This is a genomic window from Streptomyces amakusaensis (assembly GCF_039532665.1).
GTDB classification, from domain to species: Bacteria; Actinomycetota; Actinomycetes; order Streptomycetales; family Streptomycetaceae; genus Streptomyces; species Streptomyces amakusaensis.
Window position 1 is genome coordinate 210,727 of sequence record NZ_BAAASB010000008.1, and the last position, 11,455, is coordinate 222,181.

Sequence of the window (11,455 nt, forward strand, 5' to 3'; positions counted from 1 at the left end):
CCGTGATGCCCGCCCCGGCACCGGGGCGATCCGTCTCTCGTACTTTCGGCCGGTGTGCCGAGTGTCCCGGGGTTCCTAGTCTGGGCGGCGTGGACGCCGGCTCCGTACCCGGAGAGGAACGGAGGGGTGCGGAGGAGCGCGGGGACAAGGTGGAACCGGAATCACCGGAATCAGTGGGCCCCGGCCGTCCGGGCACGGCGTCGGACAGTGCGGCGGACGGGTCCGGGCCCGGCTCCGGGTTCGGGTTCGGGTTCGGTAGCCTGCCCGGCATGATCATTCCCGGTCCGCGGGGCAGGCGCGCGGCGACCACGGGGCTCGGTGCGGTGTTTCTCGCCGCGATCGTCACGCAGGCGTTCGCGGTGGCGCAGAGCTGGGGCTCCGGCTACTGGATCCCGGGCGCCGTCGCCGCTTCGGCGGTGGGCGCGCTGGCGCTGGTCCGCCACCAGTGGCGGAGCCGGACGGCGGCCGCGGGCCTGGGTGTGGCGGGTCTCGTGGTGGTGGCCGGGCTGCTGCCGGGGGTCCGTCTTCCCGCCGAGCCGGGGCCCGCCATGACGCTGGCGCTGGCGGTGCTCATCGGCTCTTCGGTCAGGGCGCTGCCCGTGGCGCGGGCCGGTGCTCTCGCCGGTGCCGGACTGCTGGTGATCGCCGGTCAGTTCGCCGCCCGGCCCGCGTCGGCGGTGGCGGTCATCACCGCCGCGGGCTGGGTCCTCGCCGTCGCGGCGGGGCTGTCGCTGCGGGCGCACGACGGCCGGGCACGGGCCACCGTCGAGCGGGTGCGCCGGGACGAACGGCTGGATCTGGCGCGGGAGTTGCACGACATCGTGGCCCACCACATCACCGGCATGCTGATCCAGGCGCAGGCCGCGCAGATCGTCGCACGGCGCGATCCGCACCGGGTGGCGGACTCGCTCGCCGAGATCGAGACCGCGGGCTCCGAGGCCATGGCCGCGATGCGCCGGGTCGTGAGCCTGCTGCGGGACACCGACGACACACCGCCCGCCCCGCCCGGTCCCGACCGGCTGAGCGCGCTGGTGGAGCACTTCGGCCGGCAGGGCCCGAGGGTGAGCCTGACCGTGCCCGACGGCGATGCCCGGTGGCCGCCGGAGGTGACCAGTACCGTGTACCGCGTCGTCCAGGAGGCCCTGACGAATGTGCTGCGGCACGCGCGGCACGCCCGTTCCGTCGAGGTCGCCGTCGGCCGGACCGCCGGGGGTGTCACCGTGGAGGTGACCGACGACGCCCCGCCGAACTCCGCCCGCCCCCATCAGCGCGGCGGGTACGGTCTGATCGGCATGCGCGAACGCGTCACCACGCTCGGCGGCTCGCTGGACGCCGGCCCCGTGCCCGGCGGCGGCTGGTCCGTGCGGGCGACCCTGCCCGTACCCGCCCGGGAGCCCGGATGACCATCGAGGTGCTGATCGCCGACGACCAGGCGATGATCCGGCGCGGTCTGCGGCTGATCCTGGAGGACCAGCCCGACATCACCGTCACGGGCGAGGCCCCGGACGGGGCCGCCGCGATGGCGATGGCCAGGGCGCTGCGCCCCGATGTGTGCCTGGTCGACATCAGGATGCCGGGAGTCGACGGCATCGAGGTCACGCGCGCGCTGGCCGGTCCGGGAGTGCGCGATCCGATGAAGGTCATCGTGGTCACCACCTTCGATCTCGACGAGTACGTGTACGGGGCGCTGCGCGGCGGCGCGGTGGGATTCGTCCTCAAGGACGCCGGGCCCGCCCTGCTCGTCGAGGCCGTCCGCGCCGCGCACAAGGGCGAGGCGCTGGTCTCGCCGTCGGTCACCCTCCGGCTGCTCAGACATCTCAACGACTCCCGCGCCGGCCTCGCGCCCCGCTCCCCCGCCGGGCGGCCGACTCCGCTGTCCGGGCGGGAGATCGAGGTGGTCCGGGCCGTCGCGCGCGGCCGTACCAACCAGGAGATCGCCTCCGAGCTGTTCATCTCCCTCAGCACGGTCAAGAGCCATCTGTCCGGGATCCAGGGCAAGCTCGGGGCGCGCAACCGGACCGAGATCGCGGTCTGGGCGTGGGAGCAGCGCCTCGTCGGGGGCACGGCGTAGCCGAACCGGCCGAAAGTACGGCCGCCGGGGCCGAAGCCGTACTTCAGGCCGGTGCCGCGACTGTCGTGGATCTTCCAGGATCGGGGCATGTCCCTTGCAGAACTCCCTCCGGCGCTCGGCGCGGAGAACTTGACGAAGAAGTACGGCCGGCGCGGCCGGCCGGCCCTGAGCGGGGTGAATCTCGCCGTCCCCTCCGGCCGGGTGATCGGTCTGGTCGGCCCGAACGGAGCCGGTAAATCGACCCTGCTGCATCTGGCCTGCGGGCTGACCGAGCCGTCGGCCGGCTCGCTGACCGTGCTGGGCTCGCGTCCGGCGGCGAGCGCCTCGCATCTGGCCCGGGTGGGGTTCGTCGCGCAGAACACCCCGGTGTACGGCTCGCTGACCGTGGCCGAGCACTTGAGGCTGGGCGCGAGCATGAACCCGTCCTGGGACCCCGCCCTGGCCCAGCGGCGTATCGGCGAGGCGGGGCTGGACCCCGCGCGGAAGGCGGGGCAGCTCTCGGGCGGCCAGCGGGCGCAGCTGGCGCTGACCGTCGCGGCGGCCAAGCGGCCCGAGCTGCTGATCTTCGACGAACCGGCGGCGGCGCTGGATCCGCTGGCTCGCCAGGGGTTTCTGCGGAACCTCCTGGAGTTCGTACGGGAGCTGGGCGCCAGCGCCGTGCTCTCCTCGCATCTGCTCGGCGACATCGAGCAGGTCTGCGACTACCTCATCGTGCTGTGCGACGCGCGGGTGCAGGTCGCCGGGGAGACCCGGGACCTGCTGGCCGAGCACGCCCGGCTGGTGGCCCCTCGCGCCGCGTTCGACCGGCTGCCCGCCGGGGTCGAGATGATCTCCGCGGAGCACCGTGGGCCGCACGGCAGCGCGATCGTCCGCGCCCGCGGGCTGTCCGCGCTCCCGCCGTACCGGGTCGAGCCCGTCTCGCTCGAAGAGCTCGTCCTCGGCTATATGGCGCGGGCCGCCGGAGCGTCCTCGGCCGGGACCGGAGCCGGGGAGGGTTCGCGATGATGTGGCTGAGCCGGCGGCAGTTCCGCGTCCAGGCACTGGTCGGGGCGGGCGCGCTGCTCGTCGCCGCCGTCTTTCTGATCCGCCTGGGCTGGGACGTGCGCGACGGGTACGAGCTCTACCGGTCCCATTGCGTGAACCGGGCCGACTGTGCCGAGGCTGCCGACCGGTTCCGCGGCGCTCACAAGAACACCCTGCTGCTTCTCGCGGCCGGGCTCGGTCTGGTCCCGGCCGTGGCCGGTGCTTTCTGGGGCGCGCCGCTGATCGCCCGGGAGCTGGAGGGCGGCACCCACCGGCTGGTGTGGAACCAGAGCGTCACCCGTCCGCGCTGGCTGCTCGGCAAGGTGCTGCTCGTCGGCCTGGCCTCCGTCCTTCTCACCGGCGCGACCGCCGCCCTCCTCACCTGGGCGGCGCACCCGTACGACGAGGTGGCCAAGGATCAGTTCAGCACGCTCGTGTTCGGCGCGCGCGGCATCGCCCCGATCGGCCACGCCACGCTGGCCTTCGCCTTCGGGACCGTCACCGGGCTCCTGCTGCGCCGGACGCTGCCCGCGATGGCGGTGACGCTGGTCGGCTTCCTGGCCTTTCAGTTCTTCTTCCCCCTTGTGGTGCGTCCCGCTCTCATTCCGCCGGAGAGGGCCACGCTGGCGATGACGGCCCAGGCGATCAACGGGGCCCAGAACCTGGGCGGGTTCGGCGGCGGCTCCGTGATCGGCGGGGTGGGGATCCCGGGCGAACCCGACGCGTGGATCGCCGACACCAGCCCGCTGCGCACCGCGGACGGGAAGAACCTCGACACGGCCGTGTTCGGCGGCTGCGTCGACAGCCCGCCCAGAACGGGCGCGGGCGGGACGTTCGGCGACGCGGCGGTGTGTCTCGCGCGGCTCGATCTCCATGTGGACGTCAGCTATCACCCCATGAGCCGTTACTGGACGTTCCAGTGGCTGGAGACCGGGATCTATCTGGCGCTGGGCGGGATCCTCGTCCTGTTCGGCCTCCGGCGGATACGGCGCGGGGCCGGCTGATCCGGGTCAGCGGTCCGGGTCCGTGCCCCGGTCCCGGACCGTGCCCCGGTACGGGCCGGCCCGGGCGCGGGCCCACAGGGGGAGGGCGAACCAGCACAGCAGGAACCAGGCCACCATCGCGACCACGATCCAGGCGGCCAGTGAGTTGTGGAGTGCCACCCGAAGGATCAGCAGCAGGGCGCTCGCCATGGTGCACAGCAGCAGCACCAGCCCGAGCACGGTCAGCCGGGAGGCCCAGTCGACCGTCTGCGGCTTCAGGCTTCTGCCGGTGAGCATCCGGTGCAGCGCCACCGGTCCGATCAGCGCGCCGGTCGCGGCGGCCCCGAGCACCACCGTCGCCAGATAGATGTCGCGGTCGGTCTCCGACAGGGTGGCGAACCGCGGCTGGAAGACGACCGTGAGCAGGAAGCCGAAGAGGATCTGGACCCCGGTCTGGGTGACCCTCAGTTCCTGGAGGAGTTCGAGCCACCGCCGGTCGGCCCTCTCCTCCTCGGTCTCCCGGCGGCCGTGTCCGGGTGATCGCCCGTCTCGCTCCACCGGAGTCCCCCCGATCTGTGACGGGATCGATCGACCTGCCTCTCCGGCAGATTAGCGCCGGGGCGCGGGGGCGGGGTCCGGCACGCACACGACCCGGTCGTCGCCTCATCCGGATGAGGCAACGACCGGGTCCCGGCACGCTCAGCCCGCGAAACGGGCCATCCACGCCTCGACGTCCTCCGCCGACCTGGGCAGACCCGCCGACAGGTTCTCGTGGCCGCCCTCGGTGACGAGGAGGTCGTCCTCGATCCGGACGCCGATGCCGCGCCACTCCTCGGGGACGGTGAGGTCGTCGGGCTGGAAGTACAGGCCGGGCTCGACGGTGAGGACCATGCCCGGTTCCAGGACGCCGTCGACGTACTCCTCGTTGCGGGCCCGGGCGCAGTCGTGGACGTCCAGGCCGAGCATGTGGCCGGTGCCGGCCATGGTGAAGCGGCGCTGGAGGCCGAGTTCGTACGCGCGGTCGGCCGGGCCCTCGATGAAGCCCCACTCGACCAGCCGGGCCGCGAGGTGGCGCTGGGAAGCCTCGTGGAAGTCGCGGTAGGCGGCACCGGGCCGGACGGCGGCCATGCCCGCCTCCTGGGCCTCGTACACCGCGTCGTAGACCTGGCGCTGGAGCGGTGTGAAGGTGCCGCTGATCGGAAGGGTGCGGGTGACGTCGGCGGTGTAGAGGGTGCGTGTCTCCACACCGGCGTCGAGGAGCAGCAGGTCGCCCGGGCGCACCGGGCCGTCGTTGTCGGTCCAGTGCATGATCGTGGCGTGCTCGCCGGCGGCGCAGATCGAGCCGTAGCCGACGGAGTTGCCCTCCAGGCGGGCGCGGCGGAAGAAGGTGCCCTCGATCCACCGCTCGGACGAGGCGATCGCCCGGGACAGCTCGCCGATCACATCGGTGAAGCCGCGCACGGTGGAGTCCACGGCCTTGCGGAGTTCGGTGATCTCCCAGTCGTCCTTGACGAGACGGAGGTCGCCGAGCGCCTCTTCCAGTTCGTCGTCGCGCTGCTCCTCGGTGGTGACGGCGGCCTCCAGGGCGGGGTCGACGCCCCGGACGATCCGCGTCGGCGTCGCACCGGAGGCGGCGGCCAGGTCGGCGGCGGCCGTGCGGACGTCGCGGCAGGGCAGCCCGAGCACCTGTTCCGACTCGGCGAGGGAGCGGCGGCGGCCCATCCACAGTTCCGCGGTGTTGCCGGTCCAGAATTCGTCGTCGTCCCTGCTGTCCCGGGGCAGCTGGTAGCAGTAGGCGTCGTGGCCGCCGTCCGCGCGGGGTTCCAGGACGAGCGCGCCGTCCCGGGCCTGGTCCCCGGTCATGTGCACATAGCCCGTGTACGGGCGGAACGGGTAGCTGTCGTCGTTCGAGCGGGCCTTGAGGTTTCCCGAGGGGATCACGAGGCGCTCGCCCGGGAAGCGCGCGGAGAGCGCGGCGCGGCGGCGGGCCGCGTGCGGGGCCTGCTCGCCGAGCCGGAGATCGTGGCGCTCGGTGTCCGCCCACCCCGTCCGCATCAGGGCGGAGAGTTCCTCGGAGATCCCTGAGTAGAGACCGTTCTTCCGGCCTTTCGCCATGTCGTACACCTTCCCTGGGTGGCCTCGCCGCCGCCGGTCCTCGGCGGCTCCCGGACGGTATCCCGCACCGTGTCCGTACGGTGCCGGGCGGTGCCACTGGCACAGATCGGCCATTCGCGGGTGCGGGACCGTCGACAATGAGACACATGACGAACGCGAAACTCGGTGAGGCCCTCCGGCTTCTGGGGCTCGGCCAGGCGGCGGCGCGGGTCTATCCGGTGCTCCTCGAACGGGCGCCCGCCCCGCTGAGCGAGATCGCGGAAGCCGCCGGTCTGAGCGGTGCGGAGCTGACCGCCGCGTACGGCGCGCTGGTCGACGCGGGGCTGGCCAGCGCCGCCGAGGAGGGCGGGAACACGGTCGCGCCGGTTCCGCCGACCGCCGGTCTGGAGATCCTCGCCCGGCACCGGGCGGCCGAGGTCGAGGAGTCTCGTATCGCCGTCGGGGGCGCGTTCGAATCGTTCCGGCGGCAGCGGCTCGCCGCGTACAACGACGATCTGGTCGAGGTCGTCACCGGGGAGGCCGTCGGTCCCCGGATCCGTCAGGCCTGGGCGAGCGCCCGCGATCAGATCCGGCAGTTCGAGTCGCCCCCGTACTTCCCGCTGGCCGGTGCCACGCGGGACGCGCTGGACACGCTCGCGCGCGGTGTGACGCAGCGGGTCGTGTACTCGCGGGAGTCGCTGGAGCACCCGGGCCATCTGAGGGAGGTGATCGAGCCGTGCGTCGAGGCCGGCGAGCAGGCGAGGGTGCTGCCGTCGGTACCGGTGAAACTCGTGATCATCGATGAGGCGTACGCGCTCGTCTCCTTGTCGATCAAGGAGGCCGATGTCCACAACACCATGCTGGTCGTGCAGCCCTGCGGCCTGCTCTCGGCGCTCATCGCGCTGTTCGAGCAGTCCTGGCGGAACGCCCTGCCGTTCCAGGGCCGCACCACCCGCCCGGGCGGACTGCCGCCCGCCGACCGCCGGCTGCTGTGGCTCCTCGCGGGCGGCGCGAGCGACGATGTCATCGCCCGGGAGATGGGCGTCAGCCGCCGTACGCTCTACCGCCGTCTGCAGATCCTGATGGCTCGGTTGGGTGCGGCGAACCGCTTTCAGCTGGCCCTTCAGGCGCAGCGCAGCGGCTGGCTGTGACCGGGCGGGCACGGTCACGGCCGGCGGGGGTCGTCATCGTCGCCGAAATCCACTGGCCGGCCCGGTCCCTCCCGGACGAACATGGCCCGTATGAGCGACCAACCAGCACGATGGACCCGGGCGACCGTCCACGCGGACATGTGGGCGGACCCGGACGAGGATCCCCGCAGTGGCGAAGGGGTGAGCCGGGACGGCGAGCTCGCGACGCTTGAGGACTTCCTGGCGGACTACCGGCTGACCCTGCGGATGAAGTGCGAGGGCCTGGACCCGGAGCAGCTGGCCCGCCGGTCGGTCCCGCCGTCGACGATGTCGCTGCTCGGTCTGGTCCGGCATCTGGCCGAGGTGGAGCGGGACTGGCGCAACTGGCTCGGCGAGGGCGATCCGCTGCCGAAGCTCTACGGCGCGCGGGACGCCGATTTCCACGGCGCGGTCGCCGAGCGGGCGGTGGTGGACGCCGCCTTCGCCGATCTGGGGCGCGAGCAGGCCGCGACCGACGCCGCGCTGGCCGCGTACCCGGATCTGGGTGAGCGGGTGGGGAAGGACAGGACCTCGATCCGGGAGCTGATGGTGCACCGGATCGACGAGTACGCCCGGCACTGCGGCCATGCCGATCTGCTGCGCGAGTGCGTCGACGGCAGGGTGGGCCAGTGAGGCCCCCGGCGGTGCGCGCGATCCCGCGCCGCCGGGCGGGCGCGGCCGATACCGTGTGAGCCGGGTGGGAGTCCGGCATCCGGGCCGGACCGCGGAGAAGGGGTGCGACGTATGACGTTCACGGACTGGAAGGACCGCTCGGTCGTCGTGACCGGCGGAACGCGCGGCATCGGAAACGGGATCGCCGAGCTGTTCGCCCGCCAGGGTGCCGCGGTCCTGCTCACCGGCCGGGACGCCGACGCCGCGCGCGCCGCCGCGGACGGGATCGCCCGCGCCACCGGCGGCCGGGTCGCGGGAATGGGGGTGGATCTGCGGGTGCCGGAGGCCATCGACGCGATGGCGGCCGAGGCCGTGCGTCTGCACGGAGGCATCGACGTGCTCTGCGCGAACGCCGGGATCTTCCCCGCGAAGCCGCTGCGCGAGATGACCGCCGACGACGTGGACGAGGTCCTGGACGTCAACCTCCGCGGCGGCATTCTCTCCGTCCGGGCCTGTCTGCCGGCGATGGAGCGCGCCGGGCGCGGCCGGATCGTCCTCACCTCCTCGATCACCGGCCCCACCACCGGGTACACGGGGTGGTCCCACTACGGGGCGAGCAAGGCGGGCCAGCTGGGTTTCCTGCGCGGCGCGGCCCTTGAGCTGGCACCGCACGGCATCACCATCAACGCCGTCCTGCCCGGCAATGTGCGCACCGAGGGTCTCGCCGAGCTGGGCGAGGAGTATCTGCGCGGGATGACCGCCTCGATCCCGCTGGGCCGGCTGGGTGAGACCTCGGACATCGCGCACTCGGTGCTCTTCCTCGCTTCCGACGAGGCCGCTTTCATCACCGGCCAGACCCTCACCGTCGACGGGGGCCAGACCCTCCCGGAATCCCTGGACGCCCTCGCTCCGCCGACCCGGGGCCCCGGGCCCCGCTGAGGTGACGAGCGCCGCCGCCGGGGAGCGGCGGTGGCGTGATCCTTCAATACGCCCCCGGACCGCCGCGCATACCGTGCCCTCAGAGCGCGGAAAGGGGCGGTCATGGAGGAGTACGCGAGTGCCAAGCTGGTGGATCTGGTCCAGCGCGCGCTGACGGCGGCGGGCATCCCCGCCGTCGCGCCCAGGAGTGACGGGGCTCTGCTGCCGTTCGAGGCGAAGCGCCGGTTCCTGACCGAAGTGGCGGGCGAACACGGACTGTTGCCCCTGATGCGGGTCGGCTCGACGCTGGCGGTGCACCCGTCCGATCCGGCGGTCTCGGCCCTGCTGCACGCGGTCAGCCCGCTCGATCTGTTCGAGCGGTGGCAGCGGCTGGAGCGGTTCGCCCACTCCCGCCACCGTGTGGTGATCCGGGAGCACGGGGCGGGGCGTCTCCTCGTGGAGCACGTCGGCCCCCCGGGAGCCCCGCCCGACCCGGCCGAGGACGCCCTGGTCCTCGGCGTGCTGACGGCGCTGCTGTCGATGTGCGGGGTCCGGGACCTCACGGTCGCCGCGGGCGGCGCACCGGTCCTCGTGTTCACGGACGGCGGCTTCACCGTGCCGCCGCCCCCGCACGGCAGCGGCCTGTGGCGCTTCGCCTGGTCCGGCACGGCCCCCGCCATGAGCGCCGGCACGGAGGACACCGGCCGGGACGAGGTGTCGAGGACGCGCGGGCTGATCACCGCCGACCCCGCCCGGCGGTGGACGCTCGGCGGGCTCGCCGCCGAGCTGGGGCTTCCCGCCCGGAGCCTCCAGCGGCGGCTGGCGGGCGACGGGGGCTTCAGCGGACTGCTGGGGGCCGTGCGCACGGAGGTCGCCGCCGGGCTGCTCATGCGCAGCGGGCACCCCCTGAGCGTCGTCGGCTTCGCCTGCGGCTACGCGGACCAGCCCCACTTCACCCGCCACTTCAAACTCCGGACCGCCATGACACCCGCGGTCTACCGATCGGCGTTCCGGCTGCGGACGGCCGAGGAGCACGGGGACCGGGCACCCGGACCCGCGAAGGAAAGGACTCCATGAACCTCACCGGCAGAACGGTTCTCGTCACGGGCGGCACCCGTGGCATCGGCCGGGCCCTGACCCGGCGGCTGGTCGCACTCGACGCCCATGTGGTGGCCGTGGGCCGTGATCCCGAAGGGCTCGCGGAGCTCGGGGCCGAGTACGGCGACCGGGTGTCGGCCGAGGCGCTGGACCTCTCGGACCCCGAGGCCGTCGGCGATTTCAGCGACAGCCTGCCCGCCCGTCACCCCGCGCTCTCCGTCGTCGTCAACAACGCCGGGGTGCAGAACCTCAGCGACTTCCTGACCGCCGACCCCCGCGACACCCGGACGGTGCTGCGCCGGGAGCTGGCCGTCAACCTGGACGCCGTCATCACGCTCTCCACGGGCCTGCTCCCCCACCTCCGGGACCAGCCCTCGGCCGCGATCGTCAACATCAGCAGCGGTCTGGCCATCGTTCCCAAACCCTCGGCGCCCGTGTACTGCGCCGCCAAGTCGGCGGTCCGGACCTTCACCCGGGCGCTGCGGTACCAGTGCGAGGACTCCGCACCCCACATCCGGGTGATCGACGCGATCCTGCCCCTCGTCGACACCGACATGACCGCCGGCCGGGGCCGGGGCAAGATCAGTGCGGCCGAGACGGCGCGGGCGGTCCTGGAGGGCGTCCGCCGCGACCGGACGGAGATCTACGTCGGCAAGGCGCGCCTCCTGCCCGCCCTGATGCGGATCTCCCCCTCGCTCGGCCACCGCGCGCTGCGGCATGGCTGACGCCCCGGCCCCCGCCCCGGCCCCCGCCGTCGCTCCTCGTGGGCCCGCCACTCGTACCGTACGCACCCTGATACGGCTCGACCGCGCCGCGCACCGGCGCTGGTTCCTGCCGGCGCTCGCCGTCTTCCCGCTCAGCGACTACGCGCTGCCGTTCCTCCCCAATCAGATGCTGCTCATGGGGGTCCCCGCGCTCCACCCCCGGCGCTGGCGGGCGATCGCCCTGACCTTCGTCGTCGCGTCCGCCGCGGGCGCTTTCCTGACGGCGACCGCCGTCCAGAGCGTCGGGCCCTGGCTGCTGGACACCGTCGGGCTGCCGGCTCCCGGCCTCGGCGAGCTGCGCGAGGCCGGCGGAATGGTCGCCCGGTACGGCACCTGGGCCCTGGTCCTGCTCGCACTCCTGCCGTGGACGCCCCGGGCGACCGTCCTGGTGTGCGCGCTGGCCGGGGTACCGCCCTGGACAATCGGTCTCGCCGTGCTCGCGGGCCGTCCGCTGCCCGTCGCGCTCCTCGCCGCCGCCGGGGCGAGAGCCCCTCATCTGCTGCGGCGCTTCCGCCGGGTCGACCGGGTGCTGACGGAGGTGGAGGCCCGCCGCACACCCCCGGTCGCGTGCTCCGCCGAGGGGTCCGGGGCACCGGTCCCACCTGCGGAACGTCCACCTGCTGACACTCCGGTCCCGAAATCCGGGCAGCCAAACCCTTGCGGTGACGATTAGGCGAGCCTTAGCATTCACATTCACACCCTCGGGGCTCGGCCGTCACACCG

General features: G+C 73.4%; 12 protein-coding genes. 10 read left to right on the plus strand and 2 right to left on the minus strand.

Going from position 1 to position 11,455, the window contains the following annotated elements; translation table 11 throughout:
* Positions 1-269: 269 nt before the first annotated feature.
* From ABD371_RS16610 to ABD371_RS16625, 4 genes are all read left to right on the plus strand, one after another.
* Positions 270-1,403, plus strand: a complete 1,134-nt coding sequence (locus ABD371_RS16610; protein WP_344477555.1) for a sensor histidine kinase — start codon at positions 270-272, stop codon at positions 1,401-1,403.
* On the plus strand, positions 1,400-2,071 hold the full coding sequence (locus tag ABD371_RS16615) for a response regulator (protein WP_344477557.1): 672 nt from the start codon (positions 1,400-1,402) through the stop codon (positions 2,069-2,071). Before ABD371_RS16610 ends, ABD371_RS16615 begins: the two co-directional genes overlap by 4 nt.
* 87 nt (positions 2,072-2,158) lie before the next feature.
* Positions 2,159-3,076, plus strand: coding sequence for an ABC transporter ATP-binding protein (locus ABD371_RS16620; protein ID WP_344477559.1), 918 nt, complete (start codon positions 2,159-2,161; stop codon positions 3,074-3,076).
* On the plus strand, positions 3,073-4,098 hold the full coding sequence (locus tag ABD371_RS16625) for an ABC transporter permease subunit (protein WP_344477561.1): 1,026 nt from the start codon (positions 3,073-3,075) through the stop codon (positions 4,096-4,098). The genes ABD371_RS16620 and ABD371_RS16625 overlap by 4 nt, the downstream gene beginning before the upstream one ends.
* Positions 4,099-4,104: 6 nt before the next feature.
* Here ABD371_RS16625 and ABD371_RS16630 read toward each other — a convergent pair whose 3' ends face one another.
* Together ABD371_RS16630 and ABD371_RS16635 are read right to left on the minus strand one after the other, a co-directional pair.
* Positions 4,105-4,635 carry a DUF6328 family protein gene (locus ABD371_RS16630; RefSeq protein WP_344477563.1) on the minus strand — a complete coding sequence of 177 codons (531 nt, stop codon included), beginning with the start codon at positions 4,633-4,635 and terminating at the stop codon, positions 4,105-4,107.
* A gap of 141 nt (positions 4,636-4,776) precedes the next feature.
* A complete protein-coding gene (locus tag ABD371_RS16635) occupies positions 4,777-6,192 on the minus strand; it encodes an aminopeptidase P family protein (protein WP_344477565.1) in 1,416 nt (471 codons plus the stop codon).
* A gap of 146 nt (positions 6,193-6,338) precedes the next feature.
* Here ABD371_RS16635 and ABD371_RS16640 point away from each other — a divergent pair, with 146 nt between their 5' ends.
* From ABD371_RS16640 to ABD371_RS16665, 6 genes are all read left to right on the plus strand, one after another.
* Complete coding sequence (locus tag ABD371_RS16640) at positions 6,339-7,322, plus strand: LuxR family transcriptional regulator (RefSeq protein WP_344477567.1); 984 nt, start codon at positions 6,339-6,341, stop codon at positions 7,320-7,322.
* Positions 7,323-7,403: 81 nt separating this feature from the next.
* Positions 7,404-7,973: a mycothiol transferase gene (locus tag ABD371_RS16645; RefSeq protein ID WP_344477569.1), complete on the plus strand. Its 570-nt coding sequence runs from the start codon at positions 7,404-7,406 to the stop codon at positions 7,971-7,973.
* 111 nt (positions 7,974-8,084) lie between these two features.
* Positions 8,085-8,891 carry a 3-oxoacyl-ACP reductase FabG gene (gene fabG, locus ABD371_RS16650; RefSeq protein ID WP_344477571.1) on the plus strand — a complete coding sequence of 269 codons (807 nt, stop codon included), beginning with the start codon at positions 8,085-8,087 and terminating at the stop codon, positions 8,889-8,891.
* Between the two features lie 102 nt (positions 8,892-8,993).
* The gene (locus ABD371_RS16655) at positions 8,994-9,947 is read left to right on the plus strand and encodes a helix-turn-helix transcriptional regulator (protein ID WP_344477573.1); all 954 of its coding nucleotides are present in this window, start codon (positions 8,994-8,996) and stop codon (positions 9,945-9,947) included.
* Positions 9,944-10,693 (plus strand): SDR family oxidoreductase, encoded by a 750-nt coding sequence (locus ABD371_RS16660; RefSeq protein WP_344477575.1) that lies wholly within the window; start codon positions 9,944-9,946, stop codon positions 10,691-10,693. Before ABD371_RS16655 ends, ABD371_RS16660 begins: the two co-directional genes overlap by 4 nt.
* On the plus strand, positions 10,686-11,405 hold the full coding sequence (locus ABD371_RS16665) for a hypothetical protein (protein WP_344477577.1): 720 nt from the start codon (positions 10,686-10,688) through the stop codon (positions 11,403-11,405). The genes ABD371_RS16660 and ABD371_RS16665 overlap by 8 nt, the downstream gene beginning before the upstream one ends.
* Positions 11,406-11,455 lie beyond the last annotated feature (50 nt).

What these genes read in the sequence shown, in the direction of transcription:
- ABD371_RS16610 (WP_344477555.1), top strand. Translation starts at nt 270, where the DNA reads ATGATCATTCCCGGTCCGCGGGGCAGGCGCGCGGCGACCACGGGGCTC.
- ABD371_RS16635 (WP_344477565.1), bottom strand. Translation starts at nt 6,192, where the DNA reads ATGGCGAAAGGCCGGAAGAACGGTCTCTACTCAGGGATCTCCGAGGAA.
- ABD371_RS16660 (WP_344477575.1), top strand. Translation starts at nt 9,944, where the DNA reads ATGAACCTCACCGGCAGAACGGTTCTCGTCACGGGCGGCACCCGTGGC.
- ABD371_RS16615 (WP_344477557.1), top strand. Translation starts at nt 1,400, where the DNA reads ATGACCATCGAGGTGCTGATCGCCGACGACCAGGCGATGATCCGGCGC.
- ABD371_RS16665 (WP_344477577.1), top strand. Translation starts at nt 10,686, where the DNA reads ATGGCTGACGCCCCGGCCCCCGCCCCGGCCCCCGCCGTCGCTCCTCGT.
- fabG (WP_344477571.1), top strand. Translation starts at nt 8,085, where the DNA reads ATGACGTTCACGGACTGGAAGGACCGCTCGGTCGTCGTGACCGGCGGA.
- ABD371_RS16620 (WP_344477559.1), top strand. Translation starts at nt 2,159, where the DNA reads ATGTCCCTTGCAGAACTCCCTCCGGCGCTCGGCGCGGAGAACTTGACG.
- ABD371_RS16645 (WP_344477569.1), top strand. Translation starts at nt 7,404, where the DNA reads ATGGCCCGTATGAGCGACCAACCAGCACGATGGACCCGGGCGACCGTC.
- ABD371_RS16655 (WP_344477573.1), top strand. Translation starts at nt 8,994, where the DNA reads ATGGAGGAGTACGCGAGTGCCAAGCTGGTGGATCTGGTCCAGCGCGCG.
- ABD371_RS16640 (WP_344477567.1), top strand. Translation starts at nt 6,339, where the DNA reads ATGACGAACGCGAAACTCGGTGAGGCCCTCCGGCTTCTGGGGCTCGGC.
- ABD371_RS16625 (WP_344477561.1), top strand. Translation starts at nt 3,073, where the DNA reads ATGATGTGGCTGAGCCGGCGGCAGTTCCGCGTCCAGGCACTGGTCGGG.